Consider the following 22,293-nt stretch of genomic DNA (forward strand, 5'->3'; position numbering starts at 1 on the left):
TTGATGCGGGCGCTGCGGCGCCCGATGCGGCGCATGCCCGATGAACTGCAAACCGGTTCTCGTGTCAGCGCTCGCGCAACGCCATTTCCTTGGTCTTGATGACGGGCTTGAGCAGGTAATGCAATACGGTTCGGCGCCCGGTGCGGATGTCGACGGTCGCGATCATGCCCGGCACGATCGCGACCGGCTGGCTCCGGCCGCTCGGCTTGCTTTGCCGGGTGCGCACCAGTACGCGGTAATAGCTGTCCGGTTTCTCGCCGGGACGGTCCGGCACGATCGTGTCGGCGCTGATGTCCTCGACGACGGCGGGAAAGCCGCCATAGATCGAGAAGTCGTACGCGGACAGCTTGACCGTCGCGTCCTGCCCCGGATGCAGGAACGCGATGTCCGCCGGCCGCACGCGCGCTTCGATCAACAGCGTGTCGTCGAGCGGCACGATTTCCAGCAGGTCCATCCCCGGCTGGATCACGCCGCCCACGGTGTTGATCTTGATCTGCTTGATCATCCCTTTCAGCGGCGCACGCACGAGCGTGCGCGTGACGCGATCCTCGAGCGCGACGTTGGCCGCACTCAGCGCCGACTGATCGGCGCGCGCGAGATTCAGTTCCTTCATCGCGTCGGCGCGAAAATGCGCGGTCGTTTCGTCGATTTTCTGGCGCGCCTCGCGATAGGCGGCTTCCAGCCGCGGCATCGCGAGCCGCGTCGCATCGAGGTCGCCCTTCATGTCGGTCGCCTGCCGCTCGAGCCGCAGCACCTCGACGTCCGATACCGCGCCTTTTTCGACGAGCGGGCTCGTCAACGCCAGCTCCTTCGCGACGAGCGCGTAGCTGTGTTGCAACTGCCCCTCGCGCGAGCGCTTTTCCGCGAGCTCCTGCCGGTGCTGTTCGGCCTGTTGCCTGAGCACGTCGAGATTGGCCTGCAATTCGCGCTGACGCGACTCGAACAGCGAGCGTTCCTCATCCAGCAGGCCCGGATTCGCGCGCGCCAGGGCGGCCGGCACGACGAACGCGGCGCCGTTCGCTTCGGCGCTCAGCCGCGCGATGCGGGCGAGGAGCGCGGCATCCTTCGCCTGTCCTTCCTTGTACGACGACGTGAACCGCGTATCGTCGATGCGCATCAGCGGCTGGCCTTTCTGGACGACCTGGCCGACACGCACCATGATCTCGGAGACGATCCCGCCCTCCAGGTTCTGCACCACCTGCACACGGCTGGACGGAATCACCTTGCCTTCCCCGACAGTGACTTCGTCGACTTCGGCGAATGCGGCCCAGAGGAGCGCGATGACGATGAACGCGAGCGTCGCCCACAGGATCCAGTGAGTGAAGTAGCGCGGCCCCTCCATCGCGGCCGCGCAGCGTTCGCGCATGAACGCGGTATCGTCGGCGCGCGGCTTCAGCGCGGCGCCGATGCGCGCGCGCAGCGCGTTGAGCGCGGCGATGCGTTGCGTCGTCGGCGCGCCGGCGCCGTCGGGTTCAACCAGCAGCGACATGGAGCTTTCTCCCTGCAAGAGCCGCGAGGACCTGGTCCTTCGGGCCGTCAGCGACGACGCGGCCCTGATCCATCACGATCAGGCGGTCGACGAGCGTGAGCAGCGACGGACGGTGCGTGACCAGCAGCAGCGTGCGGCCGGCGAGCTGGGCCGACAGACGCGCCTTGAACAGCTCTTCGGAGCGGTTGTCCATCGCGCTGCTCGGCTCGTCGAGCAACAGCACCGGCGGCGACAGCAGCATCGCACGGGCGATGGCGATGGCCTGGCGCTGCCCGCCGGACAACGCTTCGCCGCGTTCGCCAACCGCGAGGTCGAAGCCGTTCGGCACCCGGTTGACGAAGTCCGCGACGCCGGACACCTGCGCGGCGCGCAACACGGCGTCGTCGTCCGCGCCCGGCGCGCCCAGCACGATGTTGTCGCGCACGGTGCCGTTGAACAGCATCACGTCCTGCGGCACGTGACCGATCCCGCGCCGCAGCGCGGCAGGATCGTACTGACGCAGTTCGACGCCGTCGATCAGGACGTTGCCGGACGAAGGCGGGTAGAGACCGAGGACGAGTTTTTCGATCGTGGTCTTGCCCGAGCCGACGCGCCCGATGATGCCGACACGCTCGCCCGCGGCGACGCGGAACGACACGCCTTCGAGCGACACGCCGCTCTGGCCGGGGTACGCGAAGCTGACGTCGCGGAATTCGATCTCGCCGGCGAGTGCCGGCCGATGGACGAAGCGCTGCTCGGCCGGACGCTCGCCGGGCAGGTTCATCACGCCGTCGATCGACGCGAGCGCGCTGCGCGACTGGTGGTAGCGGGTCAGCAGTGACGCGACCTGGCCCATCGGCGCGAGCGCGCGGCCGGTGAAGATCGTGCAGGCGATCAGTCCGCCGGTCGTGAGGCGGTCGTCGCCGATCATGTACACGCCGCACAGGACCACCGCGAGATAGGCCGCCTGCTGCGCGAACATCGCGAAATTGACCGCGCAACCCGACAGCAGGCGCGACTTGAGCCCGAGCCGTGCGATCTCGCCGAGCATCTGCTCCCAGCGCGCCTGCATCGGTCCTTCCGCGCCGTTGACCTTGATCGTCTCGAGGCCGACCAGCGTTTCGATCAGCAGGGCCTGACGCTGGCTCGCGTGGCGCTGACTGGCTTGCACGGCGCGCGCGAGCGGCCCCTGCACGGCCACGCCCGCGCCGATCACGAGCGGCAAGGCCAGCAGCGGCAGCCAGCCGAGCCCGCCGCCGACCCAGAACATCGCCACGACGAACACGATCGAAAACGGCAGGTCGATCAGCGCCGCCGCGGTCGCCGACGTGAGGAATTCGCGCACGGCTTCGAATTCCTGGATCTGCGAAGCGAATCCGCCGACGGACGGCGGCCGCGCCGCCATCCGGATGCCGAGTACTTTCTCGTACAGGTTTGCCGACAGGATCACATCGATCTTCTTGCCGGCGACGTCGATGAAATAGCCGCGCAACGTGCGCATCACGACGTCGAACACGATCACGAGCACGATGCCGGCCGCCAGTGCCCACAGCGTCTCGAGCGCGCGGTTCGGCACGACGCGGTCGTAGACGTTCATCGTGAACAGCGGCATCGCCAGCGCGAAAAGATTGACCAGCGTCGACGCGAGCATCACTTCCGCATAGATCGGCCACGATTGCGCGACCACGCCCCAGAACCAGTGGCGCGGGCGCGGCACGACGCTTTCCGTGTCGCGTGCATCGAATCGGTGGGCCGGGCGCGCGAACAGCACGTGGCCGGCATGGCGTTGCGCGAGTTCGGCCGCGTCGACGGCTTCCTCGCCGATGCCGGTTTCAGGAAGGATCACCTGCAGGGTGCCGCACGCGTTGCGGCGAACCAGCACGCAGGCCTGGCCGTCGTTGAGCAGCAACACCGCGGGCAGGACCGCATCCGGGATGTCGGGCAACGCGCGCCGGGCCAGTTTGGCCGACAGGCCGGCGCGCGCCGCGGCCCGCACGAACAGGGCGGGCGTGAGGCGCCGGCCGGCGAGCGGCAGGCCAGCCACGAGCGTGTCGACGCCCACCGGCCGGTCGAACAGCCGCGTCAGCACGAGCAGGCAACCGAGCAACGGATCGTCTTCGATACCCGATCCGTGCGGCAGATTCCAGCCGTGCGCGGCGCACGGCTCCCCGGCCGCGGCTTGTGTGGCGGCGGCCTGCATTACAGCACGCCGCCGGCCTGGTGACGGTCCGACCGGTGCGGCAGCCCGCCGCGCGCGCACTTCGCCGCCGTCAAGCGCTCCGTCTTGTTCATGCCTCACCCCGATTGTTTATGTGCTGTTGGTCGCTTGTGCGACTGCTTGTGACTGCTCGTGTTTGCTTCTGTTTGCGTCGGAGCAACAGCAAGGAGCGGGCCAGATGCGGCGACTGCCGCGCCTGGTGGGGCTTAGGCAGGCATGCGCCGGCCGACGGTGGTATCCGAATGCCGGTTTGGTTTCAGGTCTGATACGTTGCGGCTGCGCGGGCGCCGTGGGATTTCGTGCCTATCCAGCGGCAATGGCGCACTGGAGAAGGCGCGCACGCTACGGCTGATGCGGAATCGCGGTCGGCACGGGGCCGGATCGGGTATCGATAATGTTTCAGGCGTGAAACGTTGCGGTTAGGGGGGCGTATCGGCGGTGTACATATGCGTCGGTTCAACGCACCGTCGGGCGCCGGCACTTCATGCGCCTACGCGCCGGGAGGCTTCGATCGGAATCGTGACGAATCGAAAAGGCCGCGTCGATGCTTCGCGGTCCATCTCCATCGCAGCCGCGGTCAATCCACGATCTTGAACACCCGGTTCTTCTCGATCACGCCGGCTTTCGGCAGTTTGCCGTCGTCCTCTGCCTCGGGGCGCAGATGCCGTTCATCGAGCGTCGGCCCCGTATAGCGGCTGCGCGGCCGGATCACCTTGCCCACGCGCAGCTGTTCGATGCAGTGGGCCAGCAGCCCGACGCTGCGCGCGATCGCGAACAGCCCGAACGCCGCGTCGCGCGGCAACCGAAGCTGCACCGACAGCATCGCAAGCGCGACATCGATGGTCGGCCGCTGGCCGGTGAGCGTCGTCACTTTGTCGATGAAGCGCGCGAGTTCCGCCGGCGGATCGAGCCGCGCGAGCAACGCGGCCGCGCGCGGGTCGCCGTCGGGGTACAGATGATGACCGAAGCCGGGGATCGGGATCGCGGACTTCAGGTGATGATCGACCACGTGCGCGGCGCCGAGCCGTTGCACGTCGTCGAACACCGCGCGCACGCGTCCCGACGCGTCGCCGTGCAGCGGGCCCGACAACGTCGCGAGCCCGGTCAGCAGGCAGCCCGCGAGCGACGCGCCGGTCGACGCGGTGATGCGCGCGGCGAACGCCGAACTCGTGATCTCGTGATCGGCGACGAGCACCATCGCGCGACGCAGCAGGTCCGCGCCGCGATCGTCCAGGCCCCAGCCCGCCGCGAGCCGCTGATGGGTCCACGGCAGGGCCCCATCGTCGTGTGCGCCGAACGCGCGCGCGACGATCGCGACGAGTTGGCCGGCCTCGGCGTGCAGCGCGCTGTCGAGCCGGCCCAGCGTCGAGTGGCCATGCGCCGCCAACGTGGCAAGCAGCGTGAACGCGCACTGGCGATCACGCTCGCCGGCCGGCAAGGCAACCGCGGGCGCGTCGAACGTCACGGGCGTGGTGGCTTGCCAGAGCAGCGCGGCCGTGTCCTCGAGCGTGGCGGTGTCCGACAGTTGAATGCTGTCGCGGCCGCGATACCACGCACGGCCCTTGGCGAAGGTGGTGATGCCGCTCGGGATGCATGGCTCGGCGCCGAAGATCGTGCCAGCCGCCAGCGCCGCGCGCTTGCGGCCGACCTGTTTCTTGCGACACAGCGCGATCACGTCCTCGGCGCGATACAGGCTCTTGCGCGGATCGTCGGGATCCTGCATCACGGCGATGCTGCCGCGGCTCGCATACGCGTAGACGGTCTGCGCCCGCACGCCGAGCCGCCGCGCGGCTTCCGTCAGGGTGATCCAGTTGTGCATGGGGAGTCGTGATGAGGACGCGGCCGGTGCCCGGCCGCTTGCGCCGACTATAGACCGGGTTCAGCCCGATGTCATCTCGGCGGGGCGCCGCTCGAGCACCTCGACGAGGATCTCGCCCGGCGCGCGCACGAAACAGCCACGCACGCCGGCGCGGATCCGCGTCACCGGCTGGACGATCTTGGCGCCGTGCTCGACCAGATGGGCGTACGCGGCGTCGAGATCCTCGACCAGCACGCCGAAGTGATCGATGCCTTGCGCACGTGCGCCGTCGGGCACGGCGGCCGGTCGTGCGTCGGGCAGGGCCGTGATGAACAGGTTGATGGCGCCGATCCGCAGGTCGACGCGGCCGGGGCGTCGCACGATCTCGGCGTTCAGGCAGCGCGCGAACCACGCCGCGGTGGCCTCGGCATCAGCCGAGCAGAGTTGCAGGTGATCCCATTTGAATTCGATCATGATCGTGGGCCGGATGAGGGTTGAGCCGCCGCGGCGGCCGGTCAAGGGATGCGAATGCGCTCACAGCTCGATGCGCGACAGCTTGCCGAGCAGCACGGAGTACGACAGCGTGCCGACGAGGCAGATCGCGCCCATCAGGTTCAGCGCCCAGAAGAAGTTGCCGGTGTGCTGGGTCACGTAGCCGATCATCAGCGGCGTGGTGACCGCCGCGATATTGGCCGCGAGGCTCGTGATGCTGCTGGTGAGCCCGACATAGCGTCTCGGCGCGATCTCGGATACGGCGGCCCAGGACATCGAGCCGATCCCCTGCGCGAAGAACGCGACGGTCAGGATCGCGATCACCAGCGCGTTCGAGTGCACGAAGTTGACCAGCACGATCGACGCGCCGAGGAAGGTGCCGATCACGAGCGGCGCCTTGCGCGACGACGACATCGACACGCCGCGCCGGATGCAAAGATCGGACAAGTAGCCGGCGATCAGGATTCCCAACGTTGCACCAATGAACGGCATCGCCTGAAAGAAGCCGACCTTGATCATCGACATGTGCCGTTCCTCGACCAGGTAGGTCATGAACCAGGTCGTGAAGAACACCAGCAGCGTGTTGTTGCAGAACTTGCCGAGACAGATCGCGAGGATCTGCCGGTAGCCGAGCAGGCGCAGCGCCATGCGCCAGTCGAAGCGCTCGCGTGCGGTCACGACAGGGCGCCCTTCGGTGATGTACTGCAGCTCGGCCGCGTTGACGCTGCGATGCCGCGACGGATCGCGATAAAGCCGGTACCAGACGAGGCTGAACAGGATGCCGAAGCCGCCCGTCGCGAAGAACACCGCGCGCCAGCCGAACGCCGACGAGATCCACAACAGCAGCCCGGCGAAGAGCGGCGTGCCGATGTACTGACCCATCACGTAGACGCTCGTCGCGAAGCCGCGCTCCTGGACCGGGAACCACATCGTCACCGCGCGGGCGTTCGACGGGAAGGCCGGCGCTTCCAGCGCGCCCATCGCCAGCCGCGAGCCGAGCAGCATGTGATAGCCGTGCGCGAGCCCCTGCGTCAGCGTCGCCAGCGACCAGCCGACCAGCGACAGCGCATAGGCGACGCGCGAGCCGAGCATGTCGGCGAGCACGCCCGCCGGCACCAGCGCGATCGAATAGGCGAGGCCGAACACGGCGAACAGCTCGCCCATCTGCACGCGGGTGAGGGCGAGATCCTTCGACAGCGCCGGTGCGACGATGCCGAGCGCCGAGCGGTCGACGTAGTTGAGGATGGTCGCCACCAGCAGCATCGACAGCACGCCGTAGCGCACTCGCGATCTCCTGGCGACGTCCGCGTGCGAGCCGAACTCGCGCATGACCGAAACCTGTTCTTCTGCGGTTTTCAAGGTTGTCTCCTGTCTCCTGATGGGTGGGCCGACGCGTTGTCGTCATGCGCGCCGGCGATCGTCGGGTCAGCCGCGCCCGACGTAGGGCATCGCGCTTGCCATGATCGTCATGTTCAGAATGTTGGCTTCCAGCGGCAGGCTCGCCATCTGCACGATGGCGTCCGCGACGTGCGCGACGTCGACGCGCGGCTCCGGTGCGACGCGACCGTCGGCCTGCAGCACGCCGCTGTTCATGCGCTCGGTCAGCGACGTGGCGGCGTTGCCGATGTCGATCTGGCCGCACGCGATGTTGAACGGCCGGCCATCGAGCGCGAGCGAGCGGGTGATGCCGAGGACGGCATGCTTGGTGGCCGTGTACGCGATCGTGTTCGGGCGCGGCGAGTGCGCCGAGATCGAACCGTTGTTGATGATGCGGCCGCCTTGCGGAGTCTGGCGCTTCATCTGGCGCCACGCGGCGCGCGCGCACAGGAAGACGCCCGTCACGTTGGTCGCGACCACGTCGTTCCAGAATTCGAGCGAGTAGTCGTCGAGCGGCACGGCGCCGGCATTGCGGCCGGCGTTGTTGAACAGCACGTCGAGGTGTCCGAACTCGCGTTCGATCCGCGCGAAGCTTGCGTCGACCGACGCCTCGTCGGCGACGTCGGTCGGAATCGCCGCGGCAATCCCGCCCGCCTGCTCGATGAGCTCCTTCGTCGCGAGCAGCGGCTCGATGCGCCTGCCGAGCAACGCCACGCCGAATCCGGCTCGCGCCAGCGCGACGGCCGCTGCGTGGCCGATTCCCGTGCCGGCGCCCGTCACTGCCGCGATTTTTTTCCGTGCCTGCATTTTCACGACCTCGTCTTCCGTCCGTTGAACATGCAAAAAGCATTGCGCGGCGGCGATTGCCCAGCAATCTTGATTCTTTCAATCAATATCAAGTGCCCCGTCGCGACGGGGCTGCGTCAGGGTTTTCCTGAGTTCGCGGGCACGTCGTGCACGGGCCCGCGATGGGGGATGCGCATGATGCGCCGCAACCGGAACCGGCCGGGGAAGCCGGCAGTGCGATGCCGCGCGGACACGTTGATTGAATCAATCAATATTGACCCGCGCCGAGCGCGCTTCGTAGGCTGTGCTCCGTTTTCCGACCCAAGGACGAGACCATGCCTGACAACAATTCCCCCCGCCTGCTGGTAGCGCGACGGGTCCCCGCCGCCGTGGCCGCACGCGCCGAAGCCGAATTCCATGCGTACGTGACGGACGCCGACATGGATGCGCCGTCCGTCGTCGAGTTCTGCAATCGCTACGCGACGCCGGCGGTGCTGATAGGCAAGAAATCGGGGCTGCAGGCCGAGCACATCGCGGCATTGCCGCCGAGCGTGAAGATCATCGCGAACGCGAGCGCCGGCTACGACCACCTGGATGTGGCCGCCGCGCGCGAGCGCGGGATCGTGGTCAGCAATGCGCCCGACGCGCTGACCGACTGCACGGCCGATTTCACGATGCTGCTGATGCTGGCCGCGTGCCGGCGTGCATCGGAGTACGAGCGCATCGTGCGCGCGGGGTGGGGCAAGTCGTTCGGCATGACCGACATGCTCGGCACGCGCGTGAACGGCAAGACGCTCGGGATCGTCGGCTTCGGCCGGATCGGCCGCGCGGTCGCGCAGCGCGCACGCGGCTTCGGGATGAAGATCGTCTATACCGACAGGCAGCCGGCGCCGCCCGAGGTCGAGGCGGGCGCCCGCTATTGCGCGGATCTCGACACGCTGCTGCCGCAGTGCGACATCGTCACGCTGCACGTGCCGGGCGGCGGCACGCCGTTGATGACGCGCCGCGCGTTCGGCCTGATGCGCGACGGTGCGGTGTTCGTCAACGCGGCGCGCGGGAGTCTCGTCGATGAGGATGCGCTTTACGACGCGTTGACGTCGCGTCGGTTGTTCGGCGCGGGGCTGGACGTCTATCGGAACGAGCCCGATATCGATCCGCGTTTCGCCGCGCTCGATAACGTGTTTCTGTCGCCGCACATGGCCAGCGCGACGATCGAGACGCGTGACCAGATGGGTTTTACCGCGCTCGATAACGTCGCCGCGGTGCTTGACGGAAGGGCGGCGCCGAACGCGGTTTGACGGGGAACGCGAGGGGGTGGGGTGCAGCTCGCGGGGCGCATCCCTGCCGCTGGCATGACGCAGTGTCGGGGCTTCCGATGACCGGAGGCACCCGGCTGTCAGCACGGCGTTACACGTCAGAATCATTTTCCGTCGATGTCCTGGCGCCCCCCCGCCAATGTCCGGCCCATGCCGCTAGCGATCTCACGGGGCCGCGGCGCGCGACGCGCGTCCGTGCGACGCCGCACCAACGGATCGCATCGTCCATCGCGACGCTTCCCGCCGGCTTCGTTCCATTGCGCGATCCGGTACGCCGTATCGACGCTGTAACGTTTTTTGCGCGATTTTTCCCGTGCGCGGTGCTTCGCACGGCCGCCCGCTGTCCCGGCAGAGCGATGGCGAGACTGGCACATTGTTAGCTTCACCGGTTGTGGTGGGAACGAGGGTCGCCGCGCATTCGTGATCGTCCGACGAATCGATGCGCATGCGCCGCCGGTGACGCGTTCGAAACGCGGCACATTCGCTCGCCGCCAGCCGATGGCGCCACACGGCAAACGCCGGCCGCACGTACGCGATGTGCGGAACGCGCCGGCAGCAGCGTGCTGGACATCGGCAGTCATCACACCTCCGCCGGGAGAGCATAATGTTGGCCAACTCAATTCGCACCCTACGAGCCTTTCTGATCGTCTTCACCGTTTGCGTGATGACGTTCGCGCCCGGACGGGCAAACGCGCTGTCGAACCAGTTGCTGTTGCTGCTGCCGGACAACTTCACGCTGCCCGACCCGCGTGTGTCCGCGTGGCTCGATTCCGCGTCGGAGGAAGGGCTGCAGATCTCGCTCATCAGCGACACGCAATTCAAGCAGGGCGGCACGTCGCTGCAGCAGTACCAGGGGCTCATCCTCCCGGACCAGGTGCATACGGTCGCCGACGATACCCTCGTGACCGCCATCCAGAACTATGCGTTGAACGGTGGCCGCGTGATGCTCGTCTATGATTTCGGCGTACTGAACGCGACGGGCTTCTATCCGCCCGGGCAATCGCGCTTCAGCTCGATGGCCGGTGTCAACTACGTGCTCTACGACACGCTCGGCGGCAGCATGATCGGCCTCGGCCCGGTGACAGGGATGGGCAGCACGCTGCGCGCGCTGCAGGTTCCGCCCGGGAAGTCCATGGCATGGTCCGGCTCGACGACCGCCGCAACGGCGTTGGCCGCCACCGCGTCGATTGCTTCGACCGGCTCGACGACGGATCAGCAGCTCTTCCTGCAGCCGAGCCCGTCGAACGCGGGCGGGCTGGCCGGTTACAACCATCAGGCGTACTTCACATACAAGATGAATAACGGCCGCATGACCGGTGTGCCGCTGAATCTCGGGCGCGTGTGGAAGGGTGGCAAGGTCAAATCCGGATCGTATTCGCCAACCTCGTCGAAGCTGCCGGCGGTGAATGGCGCGACGTCGCTCGTGACCGCGTCGCCCACCGTGACGACGGACGTGCTCGAAGGAATTTCCGGCTACGTATACGGCTTCCTCACCTATCCGAGCTACGTCACGCAAGGCACGTATACCGGCACGACGCTGCTGACTTCACCGAACTTCGGTCTCGTCGCCGGCTATCAGCCGTACGGAAACGGCGGCGTGATGTTCGTCAACCTGCCGCTCGCCTATCTCGACGGACAAACCGACAGCATGCCGATCCACGGCTTCCTGCGTTACTTCACGACGAACATCGTGCCGATGCCGCACCTGTCGCTGCAGCCGCGCGCCCAGGCCGGGATGGTGCTGAACTGGCACTTCTGTGCGGCGGACCAGATCCAGCCGGCGCAGTACCTGAAGAATTACGGTGTCTGGAACAGCGGCCCGTACTCGATCGTCGTGACGGCCGGCCCGGACGACGTGACGATCGGCGACGGTCTCGGGATCAACCTGAAGAACAACACGCCGGCGAAGCAACTGATGTCGTTCCTGCTCAAGCGCGGGCACAAGATCGGCAGCCACGGCGGCTGGGCGCACGACTACTGGGGGGCGAACGCCAGCGAAACGAACGCGAGCACGTTCACGCAATATCTGGTGCTGAACCACAATGCGGTCCAGTCGGTCACCGGAAAGCCGGACGTCGAATGGGCAGCGCCGGAAGGCAACACGCCGACGTGGGTAGTGAACTGGCTCGAAGCGAACGGCTATTCGGGCTACTACTTCACCGGCCATACCGGCAATGCGCAAACGCGCGCGTATCGCAACGGGTCGCTGCTGAACCCGGGCGTCTGGGCGTTTCCGGTGATGCCGTTCGGCAAGTATGCGACGTTCGAAGAGTTCCAGGAGTTCGCGGTGCCGACGACAGACGTGCAGAACTGGTATCAGTCGCTGATGGATTTCGTCGTCGCGAACCGCACGAGCCGGCTGATCTACATGCACCCGCTGGGCGCGTCGTGGTATCCGAACGTCGTCACGACGATACTCGGCTATGCAGCATCGCTCGCGGCGACCGGCCAGTTCAAGTGGTTCACGATGGACCAGCTCACGCAGTTCGACCGGCGCCGTCTGCTGGTGAACTGGACGGCGACCGATACCGGCACCGGCTGGACGTTCAGCGCGACGCATCCGACGAGCCTACAGGACATGACCTGGCTGCTGCCGAAGAGCACCTATCAGATGCCGAGCGTGCAAAGCGGCAGCGCGACGGTCGTGATCACCGATCCGAACAACTGGATGGTCATCGCGGGCACGGGCAAGTCGCTGTCGTTCACGAGCGCGAAGGCGCATTGACGCACGTCGGCTTGCTTGCCAACCGGGAAACACCATGAAACGAGCTTCGTTCATGCGTGCGCTGCGCACGCTCGTCTCGGCGAGCGTCGCGCTCACATTCGGCGTGTCGTTCGCACAGCACGCGCCGCGGGCCCCGCACGCGTTCGCGCGGCCGCCGCTCCATCTGCACGGGCCCGCGAAACGGAACCCGGTCGGGCTGTCGCCGCAGCGGATCCGGAGTTTCTACGGGTTCGATCAATTGCCGGCGCGCGGCTACGGCGGCGACGATCAGGTCATCGCGATCGTCGATGCGTACGACAACCCGAACGTCGAAGCGGACCTGCGATCGTTCAGCAGCACGTTCGGCCTGCCGCCGTGCGCGTCCCCGCACTGCTTCACGAAGATCTACGCGACCCCGGACAAGCGTCCGCCGCCACCCGACGCGCTGTGGGCGCTGGAGAGCTCGCTCGACGTGCAGTGGGCGCACGCGATCGCACCGAATGCGCGGATCGTGCTGGTCGAAGCCGCATCGAGTTCGCTCGACGACCTGATGAGCGCGATCGCGCTCGCGACGACGCCGGCTCCCGCCGGCCCCGGCGCGAAGGTCGTGTCGATCAGCTGGGGCAGCCCCGAATTCCTGGCCGAAACGCAATTCGATGGACAGTTCGCCAGCGCGAACGGCGTGTCGTTCGTCGCCGGGTCCGGTGACGGCGGCAATGGGATCGACTACCCGGCCGCGTCGCCGTATGTGCTGAGCGTCGGCGGTACGTCGATCGCGACCGATGCGAGCGGCGCCTATGCGGGCGAAACGGCGTGGGCGGGCAGCGGCGGCGGACAGAGCGCCATCGAGCCGGAGCCGACGTATCAGTCGAACCTCGGGATACCGTCGGATAGCCTCGGGCTGCGCGGCGTGCCCGATGTCGCCTATCACGCCGACCCGGCGTCCGGCTTCGCGGTCTACGATTCGTACGGCTACGCGGGGCAGCACGGCTGGTTCGTCGTCGGCGGCACGAGTGCGGGTGCGCCGCAATGGTCCGCGTTGATCTCGATTGCGAACAGCGTGCGCGTCGCGCGCGGCAAGACGACGTTGAACGCGGTGGGGGCGATCCACACCGTGCTGTACGGGCTTGCGTCGAGCGCCTCCGCGACGAACTTCCGCGACATTGTCAGCGGCTCGAACGGCGCGTGCGGCACGCTTTGCACCGCGACGGCCGGATACGACTACGTGACCGGCCTCGGGCGGCCGATGGCCGCCAATCTGGTCCAGGCGCTGATCGCCGCACCTTGATGCGGACGTGCGCGACGAACGCACGATCGCGCGAATAAGCGGCTTCCCGGCTTCTCGGCTTGGGGCAGTCATTGGGTGTGCACACTGTCCCGATACGAAATCTTGAACTCCGCATTCCGGCAGCCGGCCCATCAGCCGGCGAGCTTGCCGCATGGTCAATTCAAGCCGTTGCGTTGCACGCCACGGCTTGCGTCTCCCATCCGCCGCTGAATGACCTAGAACCGGCCCAATTCACGCGTCGTCATCGTAATCCGTTCCGTCGCAGTCATCGCAAATCTCCGGCCGTGGACACCGCGACCCGATCGCTTGCGCGGCGCGAAAGCGGATATTCCTATAAAACTACGACGCCGCTTCCGGTTTTCAGTTTGATTTATATAAAGACGATAGGGCATACTGCGGAAATCGATCGCTATCGATTGTCGTCAATGTCGTCAATGTCGCGAATATAATGCCGATGGTGTAGTCGACGGCCTTTCGCGACGACATAAAGGGCTGTTGAGCCACTTCCCACATTTCAAGGAATCCTTTCATATCCATGGCTACCTACCTCGAACTCAAAGCACAGGCAGAAGCGCTGGCACAGAAAGCGGAAGCAGCGCGGCTCGCCGAACTGGAAAGCCTTATCGCGACGATGCGTGAGCAGATTGCCGAATATGGCATCACGCCCGACCAGCTTTTCGGGCGACGTCGTGCCGCTTCGTCGGGCGCCACCCGCGCGCCGGTCGCACCGAAGTATCGCGATCCGAAAACGGGCGCGACGTGGAGCGGGCGCGGCAAGCCACCGCATTGGATTGCAGGCGCAAAGAACCGTGACCGGTTTTTGATCGAGCAGTGAAGGGAGTCGACGGTTGAGTCAGATGCCGTCAACACTCCCCGATGGAAAATACCGGGCGACGTGCCGCGAGCGGACGATCTTTGCGGCCAGGGCGATGGGACACGGCGACGTATTTCCGGACGCCGAGTTGATCGTCGAGAATGGATGGGCCACCTTCACCCGGAATGCCGCTGAAGTGTGGAGTTGCAGTGCGCGCTATGCCGCTGCTCACTTCGACATTCAGTCCGCCTAGGAAGCGCCGCAAATGAGCGAGCTTGTTCAGATTGCGCCGGGTGTTGTGTTCTCGTCCGATGTGCTTGGCATCGCGTGGGCGCGCAAGTATCAGCCGGGCGGTGGGAATGCGGCGCGCAATGGAAACATGCCGTCCGCGGACCGCCCGGGCCCACCGGCACAGGAAAGCGAACACGACGCTCGCGCAACCGCGTCGGGCCAATTGTCGTTGTTGTAGAGAGCGCGACAGGATGACGGGCATCCTGCGACTATCGACTATCGGCTGTGGGCCTTCACATTGCGGCCAACATCACTGCTCCAGCACGGCCTGCGGCGTATTGCGGAAGCTGATCGCCATACGGTTGTAGGTGTTCATCAGGCTGACTGCAATCGTGAGGTCGACGATCTCGCGTTCATCGAATACGGCGCGCGCCGCCTCGTAGGCGTCGTCCGGTACGCCGGTAGCCGCGACCAGCGTGACCGACTCGGCCCATGCCAGCGCGGCACGCTCGCGTTCGTCGAACAGATTCCCGGCTTCCCGCCACGCCTGCACCAGCGCCAGCTTTTCAACCTTCACGCCTTTCTTCAGCAGGTCGCGCGTATGCATGTCGAGGCAGTACGCGCAGTTATTGATCTGCGACACGCGAAGGTAGACGAGGTCGACGAGAACCGGCGACAACCCGCTCTGCATGACATAACCATACACGCCGCCCAGGGCCTTCACGCCCGCGGGCGCAATCTGGTTGTAATCGAGACGCTTGCTCATGACGTAACTCCTTGATGAAGGGGATTTACTTGACCGGGGTGGTCAGGACCGTGTCGTTGCTGTCCGCGACGAATACCGCGAGCAACCTGGCGGGCCGCGATTCGCTCGCATTGCGGCTCACGCGATGAACGGCGCCGGGCTCCTCGAAGAAGCTTTCTCCGGCGTGATAGACGCGCTTCGGGCCGTCGTTCACCTGAGACTCGATGTCGCCCGACACGACGTACGCATAGATGAAAGCCGAGCCTGCATGCCGGTGCGCCGGTGATGCGGCGCCCGGTGCGTAGTCGACGACGACGGCGGTCAACGACTTGCCCGGAATGTTGGGGATCGCATGCTGGAAGTTCGGCGTGACGGTTTCACCCGCGCCGTGTGCCGCGGCCGGCACCGCGATGCACAAGGCGATGCTGGTGCAGGCGGCAGCTGCAAAGGACTGAATGTTCATGGTCGTCTGGCTCGTTGATGTTCGCCCATTGTGGTGTGGGACGCGGACACCCGAAAGCACCAGGAATGAACATTTTCGTTGTACCAAGACGCAAGGGCGGCGATGCGCTTGCGGGCCGGTCAGTTGCCCGCGTGAACGAGCTCCAGCAGGCGGGAACAGTCGGTGGCGAGCGTGCGTTCGGTCAGGTTCGTCACGCCGAGCAGCAGGCCCTGTGGCCGCGACGTGCCCGTGTACCACGGCGAAAGCGGGACCGGAGCCAGCCCGAACGCGCGTGCCCGCAACGCGATATCGACATCCGACACCTCCGCGGGCAGCGTCGTCACCACCGCCATGCCGGCAGTGGCGCGGATTTGGATCGCGTTCGAGCCCAGTTCCTTCAGACAACTAAGCAGCGCCTCCCGGTGCGATGCGTAGAGACGTTTCATACGACGCAAATGGCGAAGATAGTGCCCGTCATGCATGAACTCGGTGACGGCGTGCTGGATGCACGCCGCCGGCGCGGGCGCGAGGCACGCCGCGATATCGCCGAAGCGGCGCGTCATGTCCGGCGGCACCACGAGAAAGCCAAGACGTAGCGCCGGGCTGATCGTCTTGCTGAAACTGCCGACGTGCAGAACCCGTCCGTCCTGATCGATCGACGCCAGCGCGGGCGCTGCCCGGCCGGTCAGCTGCAGCTCGCTCAGGTAGTCGTCTTCGACGATCCACGCATTGTTTTCTCGGGCCCAGGCGAGCAGTGCAATCCGCCGAGGGAGCGACATCGTCATCCCGAGCGGCGCCTGCTGGCCGGGCGTGACCACGGCAAGCGCCGCTTCCTTCGCCTGCCGGATGCCTGCCTCCACATCGAGGCCGTCGGCGTCCACCGGCACGGCCGTCACGGTCATGCCAGCCAGCCCGAGCGCGGTGCGCGTGAGCGGAAAACCGGGGTCTTCGATCCATGCTTGCCGGCCTTCGATTCCGAGCCCGCGAATCGCGAGGCTCAGTGCGCCTGAGAAACCGGCCGTGACGAAGACCTGCGACGGACTGCAACGAAGACCGCGGGCGACACCGAGATAGGCGGCGATTTCCCGGCGCAAGTCCGGTTCGCCGCGCGGATCCGGGTAGCCGACCGGCGCCGCGGAGGCCCGGCGCGCCGCACGCGCCAGGATGCGCGACCACAGCTTGAACGGAAACGCGTCCTGTGACGGCACGCCCATTTGAAACGCGCGAGGCGCCGCGCCGAACGCGTCGAACAGATCCGGCAGGGGCGGCGCTTCCGGCGACCAGCCGGCCGCGATCGGCACGGCCGGACGCTCTGCGACCCGCGTGCCGGCCGCGCCGAGGCCGATCGCGAATTGCTCGTCGATCAGACGCTCGTAAGCGGCGCGTACGGTGCCCCGCGATACGCCGAGCTGGGCGGCCAGATCCGACCAGGAAGGCAGCCGCGCGCCCGAAGCAAGCTTGCCGGACTCGATCGCGTCGCGAATCGCGCTGTAGATCTGCGCGGACAGCGACGTGCGTCTGGAGTGATCCAGGCCAATGGAAAGCGTCGTCATGTGTCGATGGTGCATTCGAATGTGTCGATCTTGGGACTGTTGCATGCCCCGGGAGAAGCGTAGCTTTTCTCCGTGGCCGCAGCCAATCGGTCCCGGCCCGAATCCTACGCGATAGGGCAGGCGAGCCACACGAAATCGAGCGAACAGATGAAGGAAGATACCGTGCAGACGAATGGATCGATCAACGCCGTGATCCCGGACAGCCAACTGGCCCGCGAGGTCACGCAACTCATTCGCGATACCGAGGGCGAGTTGCTGTTCAACCACTCGACTCGCGTCTACCTGTGGGGTGCGCTGCTCGGCGCACGAAACAACATCGCGTTCGATCGCGAGTTGCTCTACGTGGCGGCCATGTTTCATGACATCGGGTTGACGTCGATCTATCACGAAAGCCAGCTTCGCTTCGAAGTGGACGGCGCCAATGCGGCGCGCGATTTCCTGCGAAGCCATCGCATCAGCGAGGCAGACATCGAGAGGGTGTGGACAGCGGTGGCGCTCCACACGACGCCCGGCATTCCGGAGCACATGCATGGAGAAATCGCGCTGGTACAAGCGGGCGCGGGGATGGACGTGGCAGGGCGCGGCTTCGAGCAGTTCACCGACGAACAACGCGCCGCGGTGGTCGACGCCTATCCGCGCGGCGCCGACTTTGCCAACAAGATGATCGATGCGTTCTACGACGGCATGAAGCATCGCCCGGGCACGACGTTCGGCACCTTCAACGACGACTTCCTCGCGCACAAGGATCCGGGATTCGTCCGCGTCGATCTGTGCAGCGTCATGTTGAATTCGAGCTGGGGCTGAGGTTTCTTCGCTTTGCGTGCGGACTCATCGGTGCGACCGAATGCCCGCTGAGATCTGGCACGGATAATGGTCGGAAGAAAGTGTGTCGGCGCCGACGCGCACAGGCGCCGGCGCAAGAATTCGGGCGCAAAAAACGGCCCTCCATCCCCTTGAAATTTTCCGCAGAATACCTATCTTAAGTTTCGCTCAGGCAGACGCGCGGGCCGCTTCACTCCGCGCGCTGCGTGTTTCGATTTGTTTGCCAGCAAGGTGGCAGGCGAACTGGAGCGCGTAGGCCCGTTCGCCTCCATGCTGCCTCGAGGAGGATGTGATCATGAGCGATCTCTACTTCGGAACCGACCTCTTCAGCGAGTTCGACCGCCTGCAGCAGCAGATGGCGCAACTCTTCGGCGGTTTCCCGTCCAGCATCCGCGCGAGCCGTTTCGGCACGTTCCCGCAGGTCAATATCGGTGCGACAGACGATTCGATCGAGATCGTCGCGTTCGCGCCCGGCGTCGAGGCCGGCGCGTTCGACGTGTCGATCGACAAGGGGCTCTTGACCATCAGCGGCGAGCGCAAATCGTCGCAGCCCGACACGGACAGCGAGCGGCGCACCTATGCGCAGGAGCGTTTTAGCGGGATGTTCCGGCGCGTCATCGAGCTGCCCGAAACCGCTGATCCCGACAAGGTTCAGGCGCGCTACGAAAACGGCTGTCTGTCGATCAGCATCGGCAAGCGCGAATCGTCCAGGCCGCGCGCCATCACCGTCCAGTAATACGAGGAGCCGATCATGAAAGACACTACCCAGCTGGCGGAACGGGATTCGTCTGCCGTCGCCCGTCGCGGAACCGAGCAGCCGGTGCGCCGCATGACACTCGTGCCGGCCGTCGACGTCTACGAGGACAGCCAGGGCGTCACGCTGTGGGCCGATTTGCCCGGCGTCACGAAGGACAAGCTCGACGTCAAGGTTCACGACAGCAGTCTACTGATCGAGGCCGAGGCAATGGTGCCGACGCCGCAAGACCTGCGGGTGCAGCATGCCGAGATCCGTGAGCCGCATTTCGCGCGCACGTTCACGCTGTCGGCGGACTTCGACACGTCCAGGATCGAGGCGAGCCTCCAGGATGGCGTGCTGAAGCTGACGATCCCGCGCCGCGACGAAGCGCGTCCACGACGCATCGAAATCAAGACCAGCTGATGCGTCGGCTGCCGCGGTGCAGCACGGGGTGCCTCGCTCGGTACCCGCTGCGCTGCCCGCGGCTCAAACCAGTTGAAGCTGAATTGGAGCACGCCATGAACACCGATCCGAAAAAGTGGAACCCCTTCAAGTTTCTTCGCGGCGCTGCCCGCAAGTCCGATGCGGAAGGCGCGGAAAACGCGTCGGCCAGCGAGCAATGGCGCGCGTCGTGGCCTGACATTTCGCGCCTGTTCTCGCGCGAATCATGGGGTGCGATGGAGGACTTCTTTCATGACCCGTTTGCCGGCCGCGGCGCGCTCGAGCGCTGGTTCGGCGACTTCAGTTCATCGCGCTTCCAGCCGCGCATCGACGTCGTCGACGAAGGGCCGGTGCTGCGCGTGACCGCCGAACTGCCCGGCATGGAGCGCGACGATCTGAAGGTGAGCGTCGAGGATGGGGCAATCGTGCTGCGCGGCGAGAAAAGGCAGGACGTGCACAGTGAGGAAAACGGCTGCTACCGGCTGGAGCGCGCGCATGGAAGCTTCACGCGCACGATCCCGATGCCGGAAAACGCCGATCCCGAGCACACGTTGGCAAAGTTCGACAACGGCGTCCTCACGCTGACCGTGCCGAAATCGGAACCGGCCAAATTCACGAGCCGCACGATCGATATCGGCTGATGTAACGCACCGCGCGTCGGAACCGACGCGCCCGGCTCACTCGTCCGCCATCAAATGACGAATCACGAGTGCCGGATCGGCGATATCCAGAATCAGACGGCGCAGGATGCGCCGGCGCATGTGTTCCTCGTCGAGTATCCAGGGCGCGCCCTTCTCGCTGAGATAACGGGTGATCGCGTCCTGGTGATCGGCGTTGGCGGGCAGGTTCAAGCGGACCGCCAGCAGTCCAGCCACGACGTCGTCGATATCGACGTCCAGCGGTTTCGAATCGATGTTCAGCTTCAGTTTCATGGTCGCTCCGCCACAAAAAGCGGCGCCGCATGACGGGAACGACTTGCGGCGCCGAACGCATTGCGCCGGCCGCGACTGTCAGCCGGCGCGTGCAAGACCCGCAGGTCAGTACTCGAGCTCCGGCGCGGGCGCCTGCGCAGGCTTTTCGTCCTTCGGTGCATCGGCAACCGTTGCATCCGTCGTCAGAATCAGCCCGGCAATCGATGCGGCGTTCTGCAGTGCCGTACGCGTGACCTTGGTCGGATCGACCACGCCGGCCTCGACCAGATCGCCATACTCGCCGGTGGCCGCGTTGTAGCCGAAGTTGCCCTTGCCTTCGAGCACCTTCGCGATGACGACCGAAGGCTCGTCCCCGGCATTCGACGCGATCACGCGCAGCGGTGCCTCGAGCGCGCGCAGCACGATCTGGATGCCGGCGTCCTGATCGCTGTTGGCGCCTTTCAGGCTCGTCGCCGTCGAACGCGCGCGCAGGAGCGCCACGCCACCGCCCGGCACGATGCCTTCCTCGACCGCCGCGCGTGTGGCGTGCAGCGCATCGTCGACGCGGTCCTTTTTCTCCTTCATCTCGACTTCGGTGGCAGCACCCACCTTGATGACGGCCACACCGCCGGCGAGCTTCGCCACGCGTTCCTGCAGCTTCTCGCGATCGTAGTCGCTCGTGGTTTCGTCGATCTGCGTACGGATCGACTTCACGCGCGCCTCGATGCGCTCCTGGTCGCCCGCGCCGTCGATGATGATCGTGTCTTCCTTGCGGACCTCGACGCGTTTCGCACTGCCGAGATCTTCGAGCGACGCCTTCTGCAGTTGCTTGCCGGTTTCTTCCGAGATGACGGTCGCGCCGGTGAGGATCGCGATGTCCTCCAGCATGGCCTTGCGCCGGTCGCCGAAACCGGGCGCCTTGACGGCCGCGACCTTCAGGATGCCCCGCATCGCGTTGACCACGAGCGTGGCCAGCGCTTCGCCGTCGATGTCTTCCGCGACGATCAGCAGCGGCTTGCCTGCCTTCGAGGTCGCCTCGAGAACCGGCAGCAGATCCCGGATGTTCGAGATCTTTTTGTCGTGCAACAGGATCAGCGCGTCGTCCAGATACGCGGCCTGCTTTTCCGGATCGTTGATGAAGTAGGGGCTGACGTAGCCGCGGTCGAACTGCATCCCTTCGACCACGTCCAGCTCGTTCTCGAGCGACTTGCCGTCCTCGACCGTGATGACGCCTTCCTTGCCGACCTTCTCCATCGCGTCGGCGATGATCTTGCCGATCGCCTCGTCGGCGTTCGCCGAGATCGAACCCACCTGCGCGATCTCGCGGTTCGTGGAAATCGGCTTCGACAGTTTGCGCAGCTCGTCGAGCACGGCGGCCACGGCCTTGTCGATGCCGCGCTTGAGGTCCATCGGATTCATGCCGGCGGCCACGTGCTTCATGCCTTCCTGCACGATCGCCTGCGCGAGCACGGTGGCCGTGGTCGTGCCGTCGCCGGCCACATCGGCCGTCTTCGAGGCGACCTGCTTGACGATCTGCGCGCCCATGTTTTCGAAGCGGTCCTTCAGCTCGATTTCCTTCGCGACCGACACGCCGTCCTTCGTGATCGTGGGCGCGCCGAAGCTGCGCTCGATCACCACGTTGCGGCCTTTCGGCCCGAGCGTCACCTTCACGGCATCGGCGAGCACGTTCACGCCCTTGACGATGCGGGCGCGGGCGCTGTCATGGAATTTGACGTCTTTTGCACTCATGTTGTTGCTCCGGATAGTAGTCGTTGACTCAACGCGGCGCGAACGGCCCTTCGGGCGTTCGCGACCGGCTCAGGATCTCAGGCGGCCTTGCGGGACGCGCCGGTATCGGACTCGAGGACGCCCATCACGTCTTCCTCACGCATGACGAGGAGTTCGTCGCCATCGACCTTGACGGTCTGGCCTGCGTATTTGCCGAAGAGAACCTGGTCACCGACTTTCACCTGGAGCGCGCGCAGCGTTCCATCCTGCAGCAGCCGGCCGCTGCCGACCGCGACGACTTCACCCTGTTCGGGCTTTTCCGCGGCCGAGTCGGGAATCACGATGCCCGAGGCCGTCGTCCGCTGCGTCTCGATTCGCTTGACGATAACCCGGTCGTAGAGGGGACGAATCTGCATTCTCATC

21 protein-coding genes are annotated in these 22,293 nt (G+C 65.9%); 8 read left to right on the forward strand and 13 right to left on the reverse strand.

Translation table 11 applies throughout. The features are described from left to right. Window positions 1-64: 64 nt before the first annotated feature. From BAMB_RS31730 to BAMB_RS31755, 6 genes are all read right to left on the reverse strand, one after another. Entirely contained in the window at window positions 65-1,489 is a 1,425-nt protein-coding gene (locus BAMB_RS31730; protein WP_011661243.1) for an HlyD family type I secretion periplasmic adaptor subunit, read from the reverse strand. Next, window positions 1,473-3,668, reverse strand: coding sequence for a type I secretion system permease/ATPase (locus BAMB_RS31735; RefSeq protein ID WP_011661244.1), 2,196 nt, complete (start codon window positions 3,666-3,668; stop codon window positions 1,473-1,475). Before BAMB_RS31735 ends, BAMB_RS31730 begins: the two co-directional genes overlap by 17 nt. Window positions 3,669-4,263: 595 nt before the next feature. Further along, window positions 4,264-5,505: a citrate/2-methylcitrate synthase gene (locus BAMB_RS31740; protein WP_011661245.1), complete on the reverse strand. Its 1,242-nt coding sequence runs from the start codon at window positions 5,503-5,505 to the stop codon at window positions 4,264-4,266. Window positions 5,506-5,565: 60 nt separating this feature from the next. Beyond that, a complete protein-coding gene (locus BAMB_RS31745; RefSeq protein WP_011661246.1) occupies window positions 5,566-5,958 on the reverse strand; it encodes a VOC family protein in 393 nt (130 codons plus the stop codon). 60 nt (window positions 5,959-6,018) lie between these two features. Then, window positions 6,019-7,305, reverse strand: coding sequence for an MFS transporter (locus BAMB_RS31750; RefSeq protein ID WP_011661247.1), 1,287 nt, complete (start codon window positions 7,303-7,305; stop codon window positions 6,019-6,021). A 96-nt stretch (window positions 7,306-7,401) separates the two neighbouring features. Then, window positions 7,402-8,160 (reverse strand): SDR family oxidoreductase, encoded by a 759-nt coding sequence (locus BAMB_RS31755; RefSeq protein ID WP_011661248.1) that lies wholly within the window; start codon window positions 8,158-8,160, stop codon window positions 7,402-7,404. 314 nt (window positions 8,161-8,474) lie between these two features. On the opposite strand from BAMB_RS31755, the gene BAMB_RS31760 reads away from it, so the two are divergent. The 4 genes from BAMB_RS31760 (at window position 8,475) to BAMB_RS31775 (ending at window position 14,282) form a co-directional block, all read left to right on the forward strand. Next, window positions 8,475-9,437: a 2-hydroxyacid dehydrogenase gene (locus tag BAMB_RS31760; protein WP_011661249.1), complete on the forward strand. Its 963-nt coding sequence runs from the start codon at window positions 8,475-8,477 to the stop codon at window positions 9,435-9,437. Window positions 9,438-10,059: 622 nt separating this feature from the next. Continuing rightward, window positions 10,060-12,180 (forward strand): polysaccharide deacetylase family protein, encoded by a 2,121-nt coding sequence (locus BAMB_RS31765; RefSeq protein ID WP_011661251.1) that lies wholly within the window; start codon window positions 10,060-10,062, stop codon window positions 12,178-12,180. 34 nt (window positions 12,181-12,214) lie between these two features. After that, window positions 12,215-13,447, forward strand: coding sequence for a S53 family peptidase (locus BAMB_RS31770; protein ID WP_011661252.1), 1,233 nt, complete (start codon window positions 12,215-12,217; stop codon window positions 13,445-13,447). A gap of 535 nt (window positions 13,448-13,982) precedes the next feature. Further along, window positions 13,983-14,282: an H-NS histone family protein gene (locus BAMB_RS31775; protein ID WP_011661253.1), complete on the forward strand. Its 300-nt coding sequence runs from the start codon at window positions 13,983-13,985 to the stop codon at window positions 14,280-14,282. Between the two features lie 28 nt (window positions 14,283-14,310). Here the strand turns inward: BAMB_RS31775 and BAMB_RS36225 are convergent, their stop codons facing one another. From BAMB_RS36225 to pdxR, 4 genes are all read right to left on the reverse strand, one after another. Then, window positions 14,311-14,754, reverse strand: coding sequence for a hypothetical protein (locus tag BAMB_RS36225; RefSeq protein ID WP_158380556.1), 444 nt, complete (start codon window positions 14,752-14,754; stop codon window positions 14,311-14,313). A 48-nt stretch (window positions 14,755-14,802) separates the two neighbouring features. Next, window positions 14,803-15,258 (reverse strand): carboxymuconolactone decarboxylase family protein, encoded by a 456-nt coding sequence (locus tag BAMB_RS31785; protein WP_011661255.1) that lies wholly within the window; start codon window positions 15,256-15,258, stop codon window positions 14,803-14,805. 25 nt (window positions 15,259-15,283) lie between these two features. Next, entirely contained in the window at window positions 15,284-15,700 is a 417-nt protein-coding gene (locus BAMB_RS31790) for a cupin domain-containing protein (RefSeq protein ID WP_011661256.1), read from the reverse strand. Window positions 15,701-15,819: 119 nt separating this feature from the next. Then, a complete protein-coding gene (pdxR, locus tag BAMB_RS31795) occupies window positions 15,820-17,232 on the reverse strand; it encodes a MocR-like pyridoxine biosynthesis transcription factor PdxR (RefSeq protein WP_011661257.1) in 1,413 nt (470 codons plus the stop codon). 147 nt (window positions 17,233-17,379) lie between these two features. Between pdxR and BAMB_RS31800 the strand changes: the two genes are divergently transcribed. From BAMB_RS31800 to BAMB_RS31815, 4 genes are all read left to right on the forward strand, one after another. Further along, window positions 17,380-18,036: an HD domain-containing protein gene (locus BAMB_RS31800; protein WP_011661258.1), complete on the forward strand. Its 657-nt coding sequence runs from the start codon at window positions 17,380-17,382 to the stop codon at window positions 18,034-18,036. A 313-nt stretch (window positions 18,037-18,349) separates the two neighbouring features. Then, the gene (locus BAMB_RS31805) at window positions 18,350-18,790 is read left to right on the forward strand and encodes an Hsp20/alpha crystallin family protein (RefSeq protein ID WP_011661259.1); all 441 of its coding nucleotides are present in this window, start codon (window positions 18,350-18,352) and stop codon (window positions 18,788-18,790) included. Window positions 18,791-18,805: 15 nt separating this feature from the next. Beyond that, entirely contained in the window at window positions 18,806-19,213 is a 408-nt protein-coding gene (locus BAMB_RS31810) for an Hsp20/alpha crystallin family protein (RefSeq protein WP_011661260.1), read from the forward strand. A gap of 95 nt (window positions 19,214-19,308) precedes the next feature. Continuing rightward, complete coding sequence (locus tag BAMB_RS31815) at window positions 19,309-19,872, forward strand: Hsp20/alpha crystallin family protein (RefSeq protein WP_011661261.1); 564 nt, start codon at window positions 19,309-19,311, stop codon at window positions 19,870-19,872. 36 nt (window positions 19,873-19,908) lie between these two features. Here the strand turns inward: BAMB_RS31815 and BAMB_RS31820 are convergent, their stop codons facing one another. The 3 genes from BAMB_RS31820 to BAMB_RS31830 form a co-directional block, all read right to left on the reverse strand. Continuing rightward, window positions 19,909-20,163, reverse strand: a complete 255-nt coding sequence (locus BAMB_RS31820; protein ID WP_011661262.1) for a hypothetical protein — start codon at window positions 20,161-20,163, stop codon at window positions 19,909-19,911. Window positions 20,164-20,268: 105 nt separating this feature from the next. Continuing rightward, a complete protein-coding gene (groL, locus tag BAMB_RS31825; RefSeq protein WP_011661263.1) occupies window positions 20,269-21,891 on the reverse strand; it encodes a chaperonin GroEL in 1,623 nt (540 codons plus the stop codon). Window positions 21,892-21,968: 77 nt separating this feature from the next. Continuing rightward, window positions 21,969-22,286: a co-chaperone GroES gene (locus tag BAMB_RS31830; RefSeq protein ID WP_006759515.1), complete on the reverse strand. Its 318-nt coding sequence runs from the start codon at window positions 22,284-22,286 to the stop codon at window positions 21,969-21,971. Window positions 22,287-22,293 lie beyond the last annotated feature (7 nt).

Source organism: Burkholderia ambifaria AMMD (assembly GCF_000203915.1).
Taxonomy (GTDB): Bacteria; Pseudomonadota; Gammaproteobacteria; order Burkholderiales; family Burkholderiaceae; genus Burkholderia; species Burkholderia ambifaria.